The 17,450-nt window shown below is 56.8% G+C and carries 13 protein-coding genes and 3 pseudogenes; 10 read left to right on the top strand and 6 right to left on the bottom strand.

The window, feature by feature from the left end; all coding sequences use genetic code 11:
• Positions 1 to 68: 68 nt before the first annotated feature.
• Positions 69 to 1,139: pseudogene (locus ASE36_RS20845) on the bottom strand (tyrosine-type recombinase/integrase); the annotation flags it as partial.
• On the opposite strand from ASE36_RS20845, the pseudogene ASE36_RS22355 reads away from it, so the two are divergent.
• Positions 1,139 to 1,620: pseudogene (locus ASE36_RS22355) on the top strand (LysR substrate-binding domain-containing protein); the annotation flags it as partial. The pseudogenes ASE36_RS20845 and ASE36_RS22355 sit on opposite strands and share 1 nt — an antisense overlap.
• 41 nt (positions 1,621 to 1,661) lie before the next feature.
• Here the strand turns inward: ASE36_RS22355 and ASE36_RS20855 are convergent.
• Positions 1,662 to 2,216 (bottom strand): recombinase family protein, encoded by a 555-nt coding sequence (locus ASE36_RS20855; RefSeq protein WP_062284732.1) that lies wholly within the window; start codon positions 2,214 to 2,216, stop codon positions 1,662 to 1,664.
• A 367-nt stretch (positions 2,217 to 2,583) separates the two neighbouring features.
• Between ASE36_RS20855 and ASE36_RS20860 the strand changes: the two genes are divergently transcribed.
• The gene (locus ASE36_RS20860) at positions 2,584 to 4,494 is read left to right on the top strand and encodes a methyl-accepting chemotaxis protein (RefSeq protein WP_062284734.1); all 1,911 of its coding nucleotides are present in this window, start codon (positions 2,584 to 2,586) and stop codon (positions 4,492 to 4,494) included.
• A gap of 139 nt (positions 4,495 to 4,633) precedes the next feature.
• Here the strand turns inward: ASE36_RS20860 and ASE36_RS22700 are convergent, their stop codons facing one another.
• Entirely contained in the window at positions 4,634 to 4,957 is a 324-nt protein-coding gene (locus ASE36_RS22700; protein ID WP_156378737.1) for a hypothetical protein, read from the bottom strand.
• Positions 4,958 to 5,678: 721 nt separating this feature from the next.
• Here ASE36_RS22700 and ASE36_RS22790 point away from each other — a divergent pair.
• From ASE36_RS22790 to ASE36_RS20885, 4 genes and pseudogenes are all read left to right on the top strand, one after another.
• Complete coding sequence (locus ASE36_RS22790; protein WP_162244234.1) at positions 5,679 to 6,059, top strand: hypothetical protein; 381 nt, start codon at positions 5,679 to 5,681, stop codon at positions 6,057 to 6,059.
• Positions 6,014 to 6,832 (top strand): annotated as a pseudogene (locus tag ASE36_RS20875) (IS3 family transposase); the annotation flags it as partial. The gene ASE36_RS22790 and the pseudogene ASE36_RS20875, both read left to right, overlap by 46 nt.
• 1,168 nt (positions 6,833 to 8,000) lie before the next feature.
• Positions 8,001 to 8,324: an ArsR/SmtB family transcription factor gene (locus ASE36_RS20880; RefSeq protein ID WP_062284743.1), complete on the top strand. Its 324-nt coding sequence runs from the start codon at positions 8,001 to 8,003 to the stop codon at positions 8,322 to 8,324.
• 14 nt (positions 8,325 to 8,338) lie between these two features.
• The gene (locus tag ASE36_RS20885; RefSeq protein WP_062284745.1) at positions 8,339 to 8,644 is read left to right on the top strand and encodes an ArsR/SmtB family transcription factor; all 306 of its coding nucleotides are present in this window, start codon (positions 8,339 to 8,341) and stop codon (positions 8,642 to 8,644) included.
• Between the two features lie 160 nt (positions 8,645 to 8,804).
• Here ASE36_RS20885 and ASE36_RS20890 read toward each other — a convergent pair whose 3' ends face one another.
• Entirely contained in the window at positions 8,805 to 10,337 is a 1,533-nt protein-coding gene (locus tag ASE36_RS20890; RefSeq protein WP_062284747.1) for a sensor histidine kinase, read from the bottom strand.
• Positions 10,338 to 10,834: 497 nt separating this feature from the next.
• Between ASE36_RS20890 and ASE36_RS23200 the strand changes: the two genes are divergently transcribed.
• From ASE36_RS23200 to ASE36_RS20915, 4 genes are all read left to right on the top strand, one after another.
• Positions 10,835 to 12,940 (top strand): methyl-accepting chemotaxis protein, encoded by a 2,106-nt coding sequence (locus ASE36_RS23200; protein ID WP_062284749.1) that lies wholly within the window; start codon positions 10,835 to 10,837, stop codon positions 12,938 to 12,940.
• 180 nt (positions 12,941 to 13,120) lie between these two features.
• Positions 13,121 to 13,399, top strand: coding sequence for an HU family DNA-binding protein (locus tag ASE36_RS20900; protein ID WP_062284751.1), 279 nt, complete (start codon positions 13,121 to 13,123; stop codon positions 13,397 to 13,399).
• 429 nt (positions 13,400 to 13,828) lie between these two features.
• Positions 13,829 to 14,869, top strand: coding sequence for a flagellar motor switch protein FliG (locus ASE36_RS20905; RefSeq protein WP_062284753.1), 1,041 nt, complete (start codon positions 13,829 to 13,831; stop codon positions 14,867 to 14,869).
• Between the two features lie 651 nt (positions 14,870 to 15,520).
• On the top strand, positions 15,521 to 15,739 hold the full coding sequence (locus ASE36_RS20915) for a hypothetical protein (protein ID WP_062284758.1): 219 nt from the start codon (positions 15,521 to 15,523) through the stop codon (positions 15,737 to 15,739).
• Positions 15,740 to 15,755: 16 nt separating this feature from the next.
• Here the strand turns inward: ASE36_RS20915 and ASE36_RS20920 are convergent, their stop codons facing one another.
• Together ASE36_RS20920 and ASE36_RS20925 are read right to left on the bottom strand one after the other, a co-directional pair.
• Positions 15,756 to 16,838 carry a sensor domain-containing diguanylate cyclase gene (locus ASE36_RS20920; RefSeq protein ID WP_062611385.1) on the bottom strand — a complete coding sequence of 361 codons (1,083 nt, stop codon included), beginning with the start codon at positions 16,836 to 16,838 and terminating at the stop codon, positions 15,756 to 15,758.
• Between the two features lie 273 nt (positions 16,839 to 17,111).
• On the bottom strand, positions 17,112 to 17,324 hold the full coding sequence (locus ASE36_RS20925; protein WP_062284762.1) for a cold-shock protein: 213 nt from the start codon (positions 17,322 to 17,324) through the stop codon (positions 17,112 to 17,114).
• Positions 17,325 to 17,450: the final 126 nt, after the last annotated feature.

A 17,450-nucleotide genomic window follows, 5' to 3' on the forward strand; every position in this document is an offset into this window, starting at 1 on the left:
GGATCTGAATCAAGCCCTCCGACGGATACCCTATCCGTCATCGTCTTCAATTTCGTCCAGCGCGGTCTTCAGAGCATCCGGGCGGCCTTGCCACTTCGCTGTGCCGCACTGTTATAGTAGCTCGACGCCTGCTGGACGGATCGATGCCGCGACTGCTCCATCGCTTCGGGTAAGGGAATGCCGCGGTTGGCCGCTTCGGTGAGATATCCCGACCGCAACCCGTGCGCAGAAAACTCCCCAGGCTCCAGCCCAGCCAGCGTTGCCCGTTGCTTAACGATCGCATTGACCGCACTCGGCTCTAACGCCCGCTTCGAGATGTTGCCCCAACGATCGACCTTCCGAAAAATACTCCCGCCTTCGATTTTCGCCGCCGCAAGCCAGGCGTTCAGCGCATCCACGGGCCGGCCCGTCAGATAAACGACCTCATCGTGTTCAGCGCCTGACGTTTTGGTGCGACCCACATGGATGGCGAGAGAGGGGAGGGGAGGGCCGCCTTCGACGGGGATGGGGGGCTCGGCGGTGAGCTGTTCCCTGCGCAAACCGGCAATCTCGCTGCGACGGCGACCGCCCGATGCAAAGGCCACCATCAAGATCGCTTGATCACGGATATCGCGAAGGCTGTCTGTGCCGCAGGTGGCGAGCATTTTGGTCAGAACGTCGCTGGTGACCGCCTTGGCGCTCTTGCGTTTTCTTGGACGCGGCGTTGCACGGACGGCGAGGCGTATCGCGGACTTGAGCGACGGTGACGAGAAGACGCCGGTGAGGCCACGCCATTTCGTCAGCGTCGACCAGCTGGCAAGTCGCCGCCGCACGGTGTCGGGCGCATGCGGCCCGGACGCGCGAAGGAAGCCTTGCTCGCGCAGGCTCCGCTCGACATCAGCTGGCATGCCGTGGTGAGGATCGATGCCGCGCTGTTCCGGCTGCCAGAGATGGTGGGCGACAAATTTTAGCAGTAGCGCCTCGGGCGCAGGCCACGGGAGGCAAGCGCCGGTCGCGGCGAGCGACCAGGCCTGCAGATAGGCGAGGTCGGAGGTCAGCGCGCGCAGGGTGTTTTCGCCCATGCCTTCATTGACCAGATGGCGCAGCGTTTCGATGTCCTGGTCGGTGAGCAGTTCGGCCAGTTCGTCGCGCCGGTCGATCCAGCTTTCAGGTGGATGGCGTCGATCTCGCTGTCCGATATGGCCGACCGCCGTTCGGACCCGGACTTTCGGCCGAACTCCTGTTCGAACAGGACATTATTGCAGTCTGCAGTCCGAGCCTCCTGAAGGAGCACGGCAGTCCGCAGACACCCGAGGAACTGGAGCGCTACACGCTTCTCCACGACGCCCATAATTTTGGCCTGAATTCGTGGAGCGGAACCTCGGAAGAGCCAACGCCGCCTTCAAGGGCATCAGCTTCAGTCAGACCTCCCACGCCATTGAAGCTGCGATAGCAGGACAGGGGATCGTACTCACCAACCGAGACTTCGTCTCTCGTGATGTCACCGCAGGTCGACTCGTCCAGGCTATGGATGGATCGCTTCAGGGGCAAGCGAACTTCTATCTTGTCTGGCCGAGATATCGAAAATCGTCGTTGCTCCAAAACCTGGCGCAATGGCTGTTGGAAGAAGCAGCACGCTGAACGCCAGGCGCTATTTCCGCTTACGGCGGTGCCATCTCGTGCTACGATGATGCGGCTTCTCTAAGGGCGCGATACACGCTCGCCCGGCCTATGTTCAGCGTCTTGGCAATTTCTGTTGGTCCCATCCCGTCGGATTTCAGTCGGCGGATCTCAGCAATATCAACATGGGGCTTCCTGCCCTTGTAGACTCCTCTGCTTTTTGCAGCGGCGATGCCTTCCATCTGTCGTTCTCTACGAAGGTTCGTCTCGAACTCAGCGAATACGCCGAGCATATCGAGGAAAGCTTTGCCGGCCGCCGAGCTCGTGTCGATCGGCTGTTCCGTCGCCTTCAGCGTCACCCCTTTCTGCTTGAGCAGCCGTACGATGTCCTGAAGATCCCCAACTGACCGTGCCAGCCGATCGACCCGCGTCACGACCAAGCTATCGCCGTCGCGCATGAATTCCAGGAGCGTGTTGAGCTCCTTCCGATCCTGCTTGTTCGATCCGGATTTCTTTTCGGCCCGTATGACCGTGCACCCGGCCGCCTTCAGAGCCGCCTCTTGAATCGCCAGATCCTGATCGATGGTGCTGACCCGCGCATATCCGTAAATTGCCATGAAACGTCTCATTAGGTTCTGGACCTTCAATGGGTAGCGTCTCATAAGCGCAAAATCAACCCAAATGATACACCGTTTAGTGTCTCACTGAGGATGTCTCAAGAGGTATACCGGGAATACGCCTCCCGCGCTGACTACGCTCGAACACACTCGGATACGCAGCGGACGGCGCCAACTGTCAGGCATTTGCCGATAAAATAAGCAAAACGCGGTGAATTTAAGCTAAGTTTAAACAAGTTCCTCTTAATCTTCTTGCGACATACCAAGGGCGAGACGGTGTAGAGATCCGATCAGGATTCTAAACCGAAAGCGGTTCAACGGACAACGAGAGCCTGACAGCTGTTGGTTCAAGTGGGAAGGGGACTCTATGACTATCAAGTTCAAGCTACTTGCGTGCATTACTCTGATGACGGCAGCTCTCGTCATGATCTCGTGCTTCAGTTTCTACGCCATGCAAAAGCAAGGTGAGATCGCAAATTCGATCGTTGAAGATCGAGTGGTTCCGATGGAGCAACTCAAGCGAATTGGCGACGGCTATGCCGTCTCTATCGTCGATGCTGCTCACAAGGTTCGCTCGGGCGCAATCACAGCGGAGCATGGACTTAAAAGTATCGATGAAGCCCTTGCAATAATAGAGGACCATTGGACAGCCTATATGGCAACTGAGCTGACGAGTGAGGAGCGCCAGATTGCTGATCACTTCGCGCAGGTTCGCGCCGAGGCTAACGAAGGCGTCGAAGAGCTTCGCCGGATCCTTGACACGGGAGACCGCTCCGCATTGGCCGATTTCGCCGATGGGAAACTCTACCCGACTATCGATCCCCTCGGAACAGACATCTCTAGCCTCATTGACCTGCAGATTGATGTCTCAAAACAGAACCTCGTCCAGGGCAATGACCTGAGCGCTCTTCTCACGAAATCGATGATCTTGCTGTCGGCAGTCGGAGCCATGTTCGCAGGCTTTTCCGTCTGGACCGTATTGCGCGGCGTCATCCGACCGGTCAACTCGATCACTGCGGCCATGACGGATTTAGCCAACGGCAACCTGCAAGTACAGATCTATGGCGAGGGCCGGGAAGACGAAATCGGCAAAATGGCATCAACGGTCGCCATTTTCCGTGACAATGCGAGGGAGCGGGCTCGGCTCGAGCAAGAGGCTGAAACCAGTCGTTCGCTTAGCGAACAGGAGCGTCTGGAACGAGAACGTCAGCAAGCACAAGAGGCGGCTGAAGTTCGATTTGCTGTCGACAGCATCGGCCATGCTCTGGGCCAGCTTTCGGAGGGTAAACTGAACTATCGGATCCGGACTTCGTTCGCCGAACGGCTGGACCAGGTTCGCCTCGATTTCAACGAAGCCGTGAGCAAACTTGAGGATGCGATGCGCACAGTTGGTCAGAACGCGCAGGCCATTGCGGCCGGCTCCAACCAGATCCGAGCGGCTGCAGAGGACTTGTCGAAGCGTACCGAACAGCAAGCAGCCTCAGTAGAGGAAACGGCAGCTGCGCTCGAACAGATAACGACCACTGTGTCCGACTCCAGCCGACGCGCAGAAGAAGCAGGCAAGCAAGTGCAGGAAACACGGCTGGCTGCCGAACGTTCTGGTGAAATTGTCGGACGTGCGGTTGATGCGATGCAGGCGATAGAGTCGTCGTCTCGCGAAATATCGAATATCATCGGCGTGATCGATGAGATTGCATTCCAGACCAACCTGCTAGCATTGAATGCAGGCGTCGAGGCAGCCAGAGCGGGCGAAGCCGGCAAGGGGTTTGCGGTGGTTGCGCAAGAGGTTCGCGAACTTGCGCAGCGCTCTGCTTCAGCGGCCAAGGAAATCAAGACGTTGATCTCGAAATCAGGAGAGCAGGTCGAGAACGGCGTCCACCTGGTGACCGAGACGGGCAAGGCACTGGAGAGCATTGTCTCTCAAGTGCAGGCAGTAAGCGTCAATGTCACGGCGATTGTCGAAGGAGCAAAAGAGCAGGCGACGGGGCTGAAAGAGATCAACACCGCGGTAAACACCATGGACCAGGGCACCCAGCAGAACGCAGCCATGGTCGAGGAGTCGACTGCTGCTAGCCACTCGCTGGCAAAAGAGGCCGACGCTCTCTTCCAGCTCATCGGTCGCTTCGAGACCAGCGCTCCGCATTCAAGCTTGGCTCAAACCGAAACCGGTTCCACCTACCCTCCGTTGGCGTCACCGGCACGTCGGCTCGTCAACCACGTCGCCGCCGCTGCACGAGGCAACGCGGCTTTAAAGAGCGAGCAGTGGCAGGACTTCTGACCGCCGGACGCGGTGACGTACGCGGGCCGGCCAAAGCGGCCCGCGTTGCGCACCCACGGGCAAGAAAAGTCGTTAGGGCCTTCCTTCATGGCTCGTCTGCGCGTTAGCGCAGAACGGCGATCAAGGAAAGCTGCGGCGATTACCTCGGCGTTTGACGCTCTTGATGCGCGTGTTCAACGAGCGCTCGACCTTGTCGAAGCACCTGCTCGAAGACTTCGGTGATAGCCTGGGAGGAAACGGGAACATCGGTGAATTCACGGGTTCCCATGGCGATGGCTTCGCCGAGACCGCCAATTTCGGCTTCGAGCTTAGCGAAGTGTTCCAGCGGCTCGCGTTGAGCTAATGAGACTTCCCGAAGCAATAAAGCGTTGAGATTGATCAAAGCCAGCACCTGCTTCGAAAGTACCTCTGTGCGATCGATAAGCGCAAGAAGCGCCCTTCCGCTGTCATCCTGGTTGCTCAATTGGTTCTTCCTCCAGATAAGAAGTTTGCCTCGGAAGTGGTAAACTAACTCGTGTGTGCGAGGTAGGAAGCTCTAAAAGCAAAAGCCGTCGTCCTGGCTCCGGGATATGCATCGGTGGGCAGGCGATGGAGCGCAACGAAGTCACTTGGTGTCGCCGAGGACAGTATTCCATTGCTTAATGCGGTTTTGCAGGTGATGGCAACGCTGGTCTTACAACATGGGGTAAGCATGCGGAGCAACAGCCGCGCATAGCTTCGCACTAAGAACATGCAACGCCTACAGTAATCATCAGATTGAGACGAGCGGATGTTTCGTCGATTGGCGCCCGCGCTCGAACGCTTCACGCTCGCAACCCTACACAGCTCGATGCGTCGGCTGATATGGCTGATGAATTGCTTCTCCCGCAACGCGATCTCCCGGATTGCTTGAAAACCCTTATCGTTCGGCTAACGTCGTCGACATCGAGCTCCTTCGCTGGGACCGGAGATTCGCTCCAAGTGAGTGCGCCTTGAGCCGTGACGTTCCCAAAATTGTAGAGCGCGGGAGCCGAGCAGGCGCGAAAGCAAGTCGGTCAAGCTCTGGCTAGCCAAGATATTGGCAATCGCTACGCGCTGTAGATGGCGCGAGAGGTGGAACCGCTCTAGCGATCCTTTCCCTTGCCGCCGCCCTTACCGTTACCGCCGCCGTTCCCCTTGTCTCCTCCTTTACCGCCCCCGCCGCTGTGTCCACTGCCACCACCGCTACCCTTGCCGCCCCCGTCACCTTCGTCGCCTCCCTTACCGTTACCGCCATGGTCTCCCTTGCCGCCGCCCTTACCGTTACCGCCGCCGTCGCCCTTACCGCCACCGCTACCCTTGCCGCCCCCTTTACCGTTACCGCCGCTGCCTCCTTTGCCACCACCATTACCGTTCCCACCGCGGTCGCCTTTGCCATCACCTTCGCTCTTACCCCGGCCGCCGTTCTTTCCATGGTCGCCATCGCTGTTCTTGCCGCCGGCTTTACCTTCTTTCTTGTCGTCCTTCGCAGGCGCACCGCCGTTCGCCTTATCTTTTTTCGTGCGAGACTTTTGGTGTCGCCCGGTCAAACATGGCAGAGCGAGTGAAACAGCATTCCTCCAAAGCCCGTGGTCGGCCGCCGTTGGCGGATGATGATCTCGTCGATGAAATCAAAGCGATCATCTCCGAGATGCCGACCTATGGATACCGCCGGGTTCATGCGATCTTGCGACGTAAAGCCCGCAGCGAAAGCCGTCCATGGCCGAACGCCAAACGCGTCTATCGGGTGATGAAGGTGCATGACCTGCTTCTCCAACGCCATACCGGAGCCATAGATAGCCGTCGCCATGACGGCCGTGTGGCTGTGGCGCACTCGAACCTACGTTGGTGTTCTGACGGCTTTGAAATCGGCTGCGACAATAAGGAAAAGGTCCGCGTGGCCTTTGCGCTCGACTGCTGCGACCGCGAGGCCATCGCCCATGTTGCCACCACTGAGGGCATCAAGAGCGAAGATGTTCAGGACCTTGTCATCACCGCCGTCGAGAACCGCTTCGGTCGCATCAATACCCTTCCCAAGCCCATTGAATGGCTGACCGACAATGGATCGTGCTTTATTGCGGCAGACACGAAATCGCTGCTGCGGGATATCGGAATGGAGCCTTGCACGACGCCGGTCCGCAGCCCTCAGTCCAACGGAATGGCCGAAGCATTCGTCAAAACATTCAAGCGCGACTACGTCTCGGTCAACCCCATTCCGAACGCCGAAACCGTCATCGCCCAACTGCCCTTGTGGTTCGAGCATTACAACATGCTTCACCCGCACAAGGCTTTGGGATATCGGTCACCGCGCGAGTTCTTAAACCGTCAAACAGAAATCTGATCCTGTCCGGTTTTTATGGGGCAACTCCACCATGCATTGTTCGGAACATGCATGCCCTTTCGAAGCGGGACCCAATTTGTCTTATCGACAGTGTAGGCAACTTGTGCGGTTGCCTTTGCTGTCACCCATGGCGCTTCGGTAGCCGTTGCAAAGCCAGGAAAGCTTAGGAGAAGTAAGCAGAGAATGGTTGGTAAGAATGCGCGCATGTTTTTGTCTCCTCTGAGCAACTAGATGAGCACGCTTCTTGTTAAGATTTCGCTGAATTCGCGGGGCAAACGATCAGGATCCGCCATCAATGCCAAAGCAGAGAACAAGCTTGAGGTCGCCGTTGGAGCCTGAGCCGCTGCGGAGGTATGCGTCGAAGGCCATGCTGGGGCGAGGCCTACCTCTGTGGCGTGCTGCAACGATTGCGACGCCGCAGAGGGGCGGCATCCACTGCTCAAGTTATATCAGAAGGAGCCCCTTCGAGGCGAAATCTTGGGCTTTGTGTGCCCAGGTTTAGCCTCGGGCTCATCCAATATCTCTTACAGTTCTCGAAGAATGCAGATTAAGGAAGGAACTTGCTCGGGTTAAGCGTTCGGAGGAAGGGTGGCACCTTGACGGGTGACTGATCTTGCGTACCCGCGTATCTTCGACCGCCGCTTGCAGAAGCTTTCCCTCCTCTTAAATCAAGTGGATCATTAGGCCTATAACGACACCTATGGTCATCCTGCCGGGGATCCAGTGCTGCGTCAGGTCACAGGGGTCCTTCCGCCTGCCGAGCTGCGTTCGACTTTGTCGCCCGCTGTGGAGGCGCTGAGCTCGCAGCAATTTTAACCTTAACGTTTGAGGTTGCGGGGGGCATGACGTTGCCAGCCGCCTCGCAGCCGCTGTTCGAATGCTAGATGTTCCGCATTTCGCGGGTTCGAGAGGTCCTGTCACGGTTTGATCGGCTTGGCGGCCTCGAGCGCAGCCGTCAACGATCCTCAGCAGCTATTAAAGTGCTGTGATGAAGCCCTTTATGCCGCGAAAGCTGCTGGCCGAGACAGTTTTTGTTCTTCATCCATCAAAGGACGATCTGAGCAGCTCAAGGGCGGCGATAACGCTGGATCAACTCTACGTTAACCGGCCGCTCACCATATTTGACTAATTAAGATGGGATGATTTAAGGCTTCTGGGAAACGTGAACATGACCGTTGTAGCGATGAAGTTAGAGCCTCAATCCCGTCTTACTGAAAGCGATAATGCCCTCGAGAATGCGGCGAAAGTGTTTACAAGCTTATCCAATCCGACCAGGCTTGAGGTACTTCTTCGGATCATAAAGCGGGAATGGACCGTCAACGAGCTGGCGGCTGACCTTCACACCAGCCAGTCTGCGCTGTCCCAGCATCTTGGCAAGCTCCGTCAGGCGGGCATTGTTCGGGCTCGTAGAGACAGGCAGTCCATCTTCTATTGCTGCAGCGATGAATTGGTGCTCCGACTGTTGACCGAAGCCGGCCTGGTAAAGCGCTGACTGGTGACACTCGCATGAAGCGGCCACTCGACATCCACGAGGCGCTAAAGGCGTTGGCCCATCCAGGACGGATGGAGTTTCTGACGTGGCTGAAGGAGCCGGAGCGATCCTTTGGATTGAGCGCTGCTGACGCCGAAGGTGGCGTGCCCGCCGGCCGTTTTGGATGGCAAGGACTTTCGCAATCGTCCGCGTCTCAAAATCTGGCGATCTTGCAGCGCGCGGGCTTGCTGAGTTCCCGCAGGGTAGGGAGCACAATCTTATATCGCCGGAACGAAGACAACATTGCTCAGTTGAAGCGCTGGCTCGCCGACGAACTTTAACTGGAGGCATCACGGGCCGGTCGGAGGCCCGGTTCTTCTGGTCGTCTTATCCTTGTCATGAAAGCCATGCTTACTTCCTGCAGGCGGACGCGGCTCAACACAAGCTGGACGCTCTTCCCCCAGATCCGTTACTGCACAATGACAGTGCGGTCGCCCGCGCCTAATCAAATAATCTGACGTGTGCCTTGAACACTGCACCATTGTCGCTTGAAAGCGTGAAGGTACCGTCGAGCTGTCGAACGGATCCTTCGATCAGCTTTGTGCCTGTTCCCCTGCCAATTGTGGCGCTGTCGAAACCGGGCCCGTTGTCCTTCACCTGGAGCCAGAAATATCCTGCGTCATTGGAGCTTTGCAGGCTGACGTGAAGCTCCGGCTCCTCGACGCCCACGGTCCCGTACTTCAAGCTGTTCGATAAGACTTCATTGACAAGCAGGGCGAGGGCAGTTGCTCGATCGTTGGAGACTTCGGCAGGCTCAAGATCGAATTGTGGCGTTACACCGCTGCCGAACGACGACACGACACTTTTTGTCACAGCCCTTACAAGGAGAGCAGCGTCGATTGCGAGATAGCTGTCGTGTTGATAGATCAGTTGATGGACCTCGACCATCGCCCTGATCCTGTCGGTCAGCGCTTGTGACTTTTCGCCGGGCGCGAGATGAAGCCTGACCAATGACATGACGGATTGAAGATTGTTCTTCACCCGATGATGGATCTCCCGAAGCAGGAATTGGTTGCGGTCCAGCGCCGCGGCCAAGGCAGTACTTTGCATCTCCTGAACGCGGACCAGTGATCGAATACGCCACGCGGCGCTGATCGAAGCCAAACAGGCAAGAGCGGTGACGATGGCGAGTATTGTGACGGTCCGCCAGAACGGGTGCATCAGCAAGGTGAGATCACCAGCTGCAATCGCAACGAACGGGGTGCCCTCCACCTTCCTGAAACCGACGATGCGCTGGACGCCGTCAAGAGGCGAAGCCTCCGAGGCGTAGGTTCCGACGGGTGCCTCCTTGATATAGCGCGTGAACAGGACGTAACCGCTCATGTCGAGCGGCTTCTCCGCCTTCGGGTATCGCGCGACCAATTGCCCGTCGTCTCGAATGAAGCTGACCGCGAAATCGCCGCCAAGATCAACGGCATCCCAGATCGGCTTCATGATCTCAACAGATAGCGATAGATTGACAGTACCGTCGAAGATGCCGTCTTTTTCCAGTCGCCTTGAGAAGACGAAGATCTGCTCTCCGTTCAACCTGCTGATCAGGAGAGAGGAGACGTAGTCCGGGGCACCTTCTTTAAGCTTCTTGAAGTAGCCGCGATCCGTGATGTCGACGGGTTTCACATCTGGGTCAGTGGAGAAGCGGGTGTTCCCGGCTGCGTCGACGATGTAAACCTTGACGCTTCCTGGAAGTCCGAGAACGGCGCTTTCGACGCTTTCAACGATGTCTCGGTAACGGGACTGCTCGCCTTGTGCCACGTCTGCAATGCGTCTCGTGGCTTGTCCTGCAAACTCGGTGACCCATTGCGCGTGAGTAGCTACCACTAGGCTCGACGAGCTGACACGATCTTCGGCGGCTTTCATCGTGTTACGGTAGGATTGTGCTGCCCAGGAAATTGCAAGCAACAGGTAGCCAAGCCAGGCGACAGCAATGACCAGAGTGGCGAAATTTTGCGCACGCGTCGGCAAAATGCTTTTCATTCAAACCGTCCGCCGAGTTCGATGCTTTGGGAACAAAACGTTCGGCAGGACCGTACGGCGTCCCCCCGGCGGCATCAAGCGAGAAGTGGAATGCAGGAACGCTTCTGACCCGAACGGCAATTGAGACGGCATTGGCTGAGCATAAAGGTTTGAACGACCTGCTGATCAAAGGCGGCACCTCGTTAGGTCCAGGCCGACCTGGCGCCGAATTGCCACCTGATACACCGTCCGCGTCTCGGTCCAACTAAAAAGCCCGCTACGAGGAGAGCGGGCTTTTTCTGGTGCGCGTGCATTCGCGGCGGTGCGGCACGCACAAGAAAAGTAAGCATGGAACTTCTGCAGCAGTCAACAAAGCATGACAGTACAAAGCTCAGATTAGCGACCGCCGCGCGTAGCCCCAGCTGTTCAATGAACGTCGCTGGCGTTCCGAAGTTTTCATGATTTCTAAATTAAAGTTTGTCACAAATCTGTCATAAACCTTTTCGGAGATGAATGACATGCTGCGGAAAATGAAGGTTGCGCATCGAACGGTGCTTCTGACGGTTGTGGCTGTAGTCAGCTTGCTTGCTGTGTGTGGGTTGTTTGTTACCGATCGGACTTTTGCTGATCGACAGCAGGCGCAGATTGATGGGTTCGTGGCGGTTAACGACACGGTGCGCGATCTTGATAGTATCTTCCTGCAGCTTCGTCGTCACGAGAAGGATTTCCTGATCCGCAAAGACGAGCAGTCTGTTGCCAAGCACCAGTCTACTGCTTCGAAAGCTGAGGAGACGATCAGCGCGCTACAGGCCAACAGCAACACGGCTGCGTTCTCCGGCCTCATCGATGAAATTATGGCTGGCTACAAAGCCTACATGGCCGCATTTGCTCAAGTCGCCGATGCGAACCGGAAACTCGGGCTGACACCTTCGGAGGGGCTGGAGGGGGCTCTGAGAGCGTCTGTCCATGAGGTGGAGAAGAGCCTGAAGGAGGGTGCAAGCCCCATCGCAATGGTCGAGATGCTGACCCTGCGCCGTCATGAGAAGGACTTCATTTTACGCCGTGATCCGAAGTACCTGGCAAGCCATCAGGAGACATTGGCGCGCCTCCTAGCACTGCCACCAGAAGCCTTTGGCAGTGAGGACAGCAAAGCGAAAGTCGCCAAGCCGCTCACATCTTACGGATCCGCCTTCACCGCTTATGTGGCGGCGGCCGAAAAGGAAGGAGCTCTGCGCAAAGGACTGTCTGAGAGTTTCGCTGTGTTGGAGCCGAAGCTGATCGACTTCACTTCCAAAGTTGCAGCCCAGGTCTCGTTGATCAGGGCAGAAAGCGCTGCCACTTCGGACCGCACAACACTGGTTGTCCTTACCGCCGTGGCAGCTATGGTCTTAATCTTGATCGTCCTCGCAACAGCGGTCGGACGGTCTATCTCGAGCGCTGTGATCAACATGGCAAGGACGATGCGCAGGCTTGCCTCCGGCGATCTCGATACTGACGTCCCTCATGTGGGTGACAGAACCGAGCTCGGAGAGATGGCTGCTGCAGTCAATGTCTTCAAGGAGAACGCGCTTGAGCGGCTCCGTCTCGAAGCCGAAGCCCATGCCAACCGGTCCATCGCTGAGCAGGAACGGGTTGAGCGCGAAAGGCGTCAGGCAGAGGAAGCCGCTGAGGTGCGTTTCGCCGTGGATACGATCGGCAAAGCTCTCGGGCGGCTTTCCGACGGCAAGCTGAACTTCCGGATTGATAGCGTGTTTGCCGAACGTCTTGATCCCGTGCGCATCGACTTTAATCAGGCGGTTGCGCGATTGGAGGAGGCAATGCGTCAAGTTGGTCAGAATGCTCAGGCGATAGCTGCTGGATCGTCCCAGATCCGATCAGCTGCCGGTGATTTGTCGAAGCGAACGGAGCAGCAGGCCGCATCCGTGGAGGAAACCGCCGCATCGCTCGAGGAGATCACGACGACCGTTGCTGACTCCAGCCGACGGGCAGAGGAGGCGAGCAAGCTCGTGGGTGACACTCGCCGCTCGGCCGAACAATCAGGCGAGATCGTCTCCCGTGCTGTCCAAGCGATGCAAGCCATTGAGACCTCGGCTACCGAGATATCCAGCATCATCGGCGTCATCGACGAGATCGCATTCCAGACCAACCTCTTGGCCCTTAACGCTGGCGTCGAGGCGGCTCGGGCGGGCGATGCGGGGAAGGGCTTTGCTGTTGTCGCTCAAGAGGTGAGGGAACTCGCTCAACGTTCCGCCACTGCGGCCAAGGAGATCAAGGCACTGATCAGCAAATCCGGCGACCAGGTGAAAAATGGCGTTCAGCTTGTCACCGAAACGGGTGAGGCTCTGGAGAAGATCGTCGGCCAGGTACAGGCCGTGAGCGCGAATGTCGCGGCGATCGTCGAAGCTGCGCGCGAGCAGGCGGTTGGGTTGAAGGAGATCAACACGGCTGTCAACTCGATCGATCAGAGCACCCAGCAGAATGCGGCCATGGTGGAGGAGTCGACCGCTGCGAGCCATTCGCTCGCGAAAGAGGCAGAAGATTTGTTCAACCTGATTGCAGGTTTCGAAGTCGGTGGGCGAGTGAATGATCGTAACTTAGGTCGGACCGCGGGCATAGCGGCGTGATAAATGGGTTCTGTGCGCCGGGCGACGGCAGCAAGTTTGGTAAAGACACTATTGGTGGTGAGGGATTGAGCGTCCAAAAGCGCCTTGTTGTTGTGGACATGTAGCTTGTGCCGCTGCTTCAGCGTGACAAGTCATAGACGCTGGTGAACAGTTGGCCGTCATCAAACGAGGGGACCCCAAATGACCACCACCAACGAAATCGCCGCCAAGATCGCTGAAGAACACGGACTTTCCCGAGCTCAGGCCAAGACTGTGGTAGAAGCGGTCTTTGAGACCGTCACCGCCGCAGCAGTATCCGGTTCGGAGACATCAATCCCAGGCTTCGGCAAGTTCAAGGTCAAGCATACGCCTGAACGTGACGCGCGTAATCCAGCAACTGGTGCTACCATCAAGGTGGCTGCGGCGAAGAAGCTCGTGTTCACGCCGGCAAAGGCATTGAAGGACGCTCTGAACACCTGAGCGCCAGGCTGCGCCTAGCATCAAATCTGTTTCGAGAACGCAGCGGACGTAACCTCGGGGTAATCTCCGGGCTTTATCATCGAGAATGAGCGACCTCAGCTCGCCGGTCCGATCAGTGCCGCGTACGGACCGGCTTCTTTCGTGAAAGACCTCCGCGTCAGGACGAAGAAAATGAGGCGGGCATTGAACCCGTGGAGCTCCACCAGGGGCGAGATTTACCTGATAACCCGCCGTGTGGCGGGTTTTTCTTTGAGGACCTTTTGTCCAATGGCGCGGGCTGGTTCTGCAAAACGATCGCTTTGACCAGGACAAGGTTCGCGCAATCTGCAACATGTTGACTGTCCGAGCTGTTAGCGCTTGCCGCCTTCGTTTGGCAGAGCGTGATTTTCCGGAAAATCATTTGGTTAAGATCATTGCGGAGGACAGGAAATGGCGCTCGCATTCGATGATTTCAGCCACTCGCTATCAGACAAGCCCCTGACCCAGGCGGACAAGGCAGCGGCCATCATGTTGGCCATGGGCAAAGAGACCGCGGGTCGCCTCCTCAAGTACTTCACCCAGTCTGAGCTCCAGACCATCATTGCGTCTGCGCAAAAGCTTCGCACGATCCCGCCCCATGAGCTCGATCACCTTGTCGCAGAATTCGAGGCACTGTTTACAGCAGGTGCCGGTCTTATGGACAATGCGAAAGTAATCGAGAGCATTCTCGAAGACGGTCTAACTCCCGATGAAGTCGATGAGCTGCTTGGAAGGCGAGCGGCGTTTCAGGCTTATCAGGCCTCGGTTTGGGAGCGGCTTAAAGACGCCGATCCGCGCGCGATCGGGCGGATGCTGCTTCGCGAACATCCCCAGACGGCTGCCTACATCCTTTCCATGCTTCCATCATCCTTCGGTGCGAAGGTGCTGATGGAGCTGTCTGAAAGCCGCCGAGCGGATATCATGCATCGCGCAATCAACTTGAAAGGTGTTAGCCCCAAGGCAGCTTTGATTGTCGAGAAACGTTTGGACCAGCTGTTCGCTGAGATCGATGTCGAACGAAACTCCGCAGGCTCTCGTAAGGTCGCCGAGATGATGAACGAGCTCGACAAGGAAGTCGTTGATACGCTGCTGCAGTCCCTAGAAATCATCAACAAGGACGCGGCGGAGCGGGTTCGACCACAGATCTTCCTCTTTGACGATATCCTGATCATGCCGCAGCGCAGCCGTTCGCTTTTGCTGAACGACATCTCGAGCGATATTCTCACCCTCGCACTTCGAGGTGCCAGCTCTGCTCTGAAGGAATGTGTATTGAGCTCGATCAGCCCGAGAACACGACGGATGGTCGAGTCAGAGCTTCAGTCAGGCGTTATTGGTTTCAAACCAAGGGATATTGCGGTCGCGCGGCGAAGCGTGGCGCAAGAAGCAATACGGATGGCAGCGAGTGGCCAGATCCAGCTGAAAGAAGGTGACGAAGGATCAGCTGCGGCTTAAATGGCAACTTCTTCCATAACGCGACTGACGAACGGGTGAGGGCGGCTCCTAATCATTTTTGGGCCCCGCTCACGATATCACCCGCTCCAACAGGCGCGCGGCAAAAACGACCGGTCAACCGAGCGTCACGCCAAGACAGAGATGGACTCGGGATCAGACATTTATCAACCAGCGAAAGAGACTTCTCATGCACGCCGGAGCCGAGGCGGAACTTTTCTCGCCTTCCTGGATTGCTCCCGCGGAGAAAGGAGAACCTATATGCTCCCGCAGTCCAGTGAAGAAGCTCTCCTGTTTTATGAGGGCCTAGTTGCCTATGCCGCTGCGAGAACAAGCCGAAGAGGCGCCGAGCAAGTGCTCCTTCGAGCGATGACTGAACGGCACGCCGAGATCATCATGAAATTGTTTCGAAACGCTCCAGAAGATCATGCCGAAGTGGAGAATTTCTTTCGCGAGTGCATTCGGCTTGTGCAGAGCGAGCCGCCTGTTTGCAAGCCTTTTTTGCCACGAGCGACAGTAACGCCCCGGAGAAATCAGCGGCTGCCACACACGGGCGATGCAGCTTCTTGAGCAAGAGGTCTGCAGTAAATAGTCGAAAAGCCGAAACCCAAAAAAAGTCATTGCTGATTTACAGCGCGTACCTACTTTCGGATCATGATTAACGACGTTGCCAAAAAACTGGCGTCTCCTCTACGGCCTGAAGATTTGGCGCTGTTGCAGTCAGTGCTCGAGAAGGTATGCCAGCTTCGAGGAGATCGCGAGAACTCTGCTCAAGTGGAGAAACATGCAAAGCTGCTGATCAATCTTTTTCAAAGCGGCATACGCAGCAGACACCAGCTTCTGGCCATGTTGACCGGCAAACGGTTCCCCTGAAAGGCGCCAGGGTGCTTCAGGCGACTTTCGTGCGTTCGGCACCCTCTATACTAGGCGACGCCGGCTCGACGTCGCGCACCTCGTTCAGTAGGTCAAAGTATACCACCCGATTGCGGCCTTTGCGCTTGGCTGCATAAAGCGCGAGATCCGCCTGCTTGTACCAGCGATCGGCACCCTCTGCGATCTGTTTCCCAGCGACTCCAATGCTGACGGTCACTGCAGAGTCTCGATGAGGGATGAGTGGGTCTGACTCAACCCGGCGCCTAACAGCTTCGCCGATCTGCAAAGCGAGTTCAGGAGTAGCTTTGGGCAAGAGAAGAGCAAACTCTTCGCCGCCAAGCCGAAACAACTCATCTTCTGGGCGCTTCACCGACTGCGTCAACTCTACGATTGCCCTGAGAACGTCATCGCCAACGTCATGGCCATAGGCGTCGTTGATGCGCTTGAAATGATCGATGTCGAAAACCAGAAGAAATGCTCCTTGCTGGCTTGCGGCCCATGCAGCGTTAAGCCGTTTCTGAAACTGACGACGATTATAGGCGCCAGTGAGAGGATCAAGAAGTGCTTGTCGCGTCAGAGCCTCATAAAGATGATCCAGCACATTCAGGACCAGATTGATCATCACAAAATTGAGAAACAAGGTCGTGGCAACGCGGCTTGCAAGTGAAACCCCGATCGATTGCCAAGTTGCAAACGAGACGCCGAGGATCAATGCCAACCCGATTAGGTTTGCTAAGCGTCGGGCAAGAATGAAGAAGCCGATGAACAACACGGGGTAGGACCACAAGACGCCATTGTGACCCTGCACCCAAACCGAAATGCAGACAGCAAGCGTCAGTCCGGCGACTACAGGTGCGAAGGGTATGAACGGCTTGTGCCTCTTGTTGACGGCCCATACGTTCACCAGAAGCATAATTGCCGTAGCTGCGAACAAGGCGGCAAGACCCCATCGTCCCTGAAGAGCCTGCAGGATAATGAACGGGAAAAGCAGTGCGGATCCAAGCGCGCTAATCAAAGCCCCGATACGCGGACGGTATTCAGCGAGCGAGTCTGTGTCAGACTTCCAAGACAAGGCGAACATCGAGATCTTTTGCGGCATGCTTCGGTCCCGTCACGAGGGAGATGGAGCTGCGGCACCTTGGTGACCCGCGACCAGCAAAATCGCATGAAAAGATTAGGATTATCTAACTTGGATAGTTCAGATTAGAGTTTGAAGAGGACCGAAGCATCCGGTTCAATCAAGCGGCGAGACAGACGCGGGAACTCATCCGTGTATCTAATTAAGAAGACGTGGAGCCCTCCTGCGCTGGACGATTGCGAGCAGGGCTAGAGCGCCGCGACATCTTTGCTCCTCGGTCGCGACGCTCGCGCTTTAGGACTCTGAGATCACCGCGACGTTCTCCGCCTTGGTCTTCCCGGTTTTGCGATCCTGTCCGATCTCATATCGGACCCTTTGACCATCCGTAAGAGTGGCACCGAAGCCGACGGCAGAGATATGGACAAAAACGTCTTGTCCGCCGTCATCGGGTGTAATGAAACCAAAGCCTTTGTCTTGAGCAAAGAATTTTATGGTGCCAGTTGCCATGAGAATCCTCGATTGTGGTGTTGCCTACTCCCTTTACCTAGCGCCGTAGCAGGGTGCAACGTCGCATGCTCCAGCTCCGATGGCCATCTCGCGTCCCCCCGCAAGCCACCTGTGAGATAGATCGGA

The organism is Rhizobium sp. Root274 (genome assembly GCF_001429245.1).
Lineage (GTDB): Bacteria > Pseudomonadota > Alphaproteobacteria > Rhizobiales > Rhizobiaceae > Allorhizobium.

Excerpts from the sequence above, each read along its gene's own strand:
- ASE36_RS20855 (WP_062284732.1), bottom strand. The coding sequence starts at position 2,216 with ATGGCAATTTACGGATATGCGCGGGTCAGCACCATCGATCAGGATCTG.
- ASE36_RS20880 (WP_062284743.1), top strand. The coding sequence starts at position 8,001 with ATGACCGTTGTAGCGATGAAGTTAGAGCCTCAATCCCGTCTTACTGAA.
- ASE36_RS20920 (WP_062611385.1), bottom strand. The coding sequence starts at position 16,838 with ATGCCGCAAAAGATCTCGATGTTCGCCTTGTCTTGGAAGTCTGACACA.
- ASE36_RS20915 (WP_062284758.1), top strand. The coding sequence starts at position 15,521 with ATGATTAACGACGTTGCCAAAAAACTGGCGTCTCCTCTACGGCCTGAA.
- ASE36_RS20885 (WP_062284745.1), top strand. The coding sequence starts at position 8,339 with ATGAAGCGGCCACTCGACATCCACGAGGCGCTAAAGGCGTTGGCCCAT.
- ASE36_RS20925 (WP_062284762.1), bottom strand. The coding sequence starts at position 17,324 with ATGGCAACTGGCACCATAAAATTCTTTGCTCAAGACAAAGGCTTTGGT.
- ASE36_RS20900 (WP_062284751.1), top strand. The coding sequence starts at position 13,121 with ATGACCACCACCAACGAAATCGCCGCCAAGATCGCTGAAGAACACGGA.
- ASE36_RS23200 (WP_062284749.1), top strand. The coding sequence starts at position 10,835 with ATGCTGCGGAAAATGAAGGTTGCGCATCGAACGGTGCTTCTGACGGTT.
- ASE36_RS20860 (WP_062284734.1), top strand. The coding sequence starts at position 2,584 with ATGACTATCAAGTTCAAGCTACTTGCGTGCATTACTCTGATGACGGCA.
- ASE36_RS20905 (WP_062284753.1), top strand. The coding sequence starts at position 13,829 with ATGGCGCTCGCATTCGATGATTTCAGCCACTCGCTATCAGACAAGCCC.
- ASE36_RS20890 (WP_062284747.1), bottom strand. The coding sequence starts at position 10,337 with ATGAAAAGCATTTTGCCGACGCGTGCGCAAAATTTCGCCACTCTGGTC.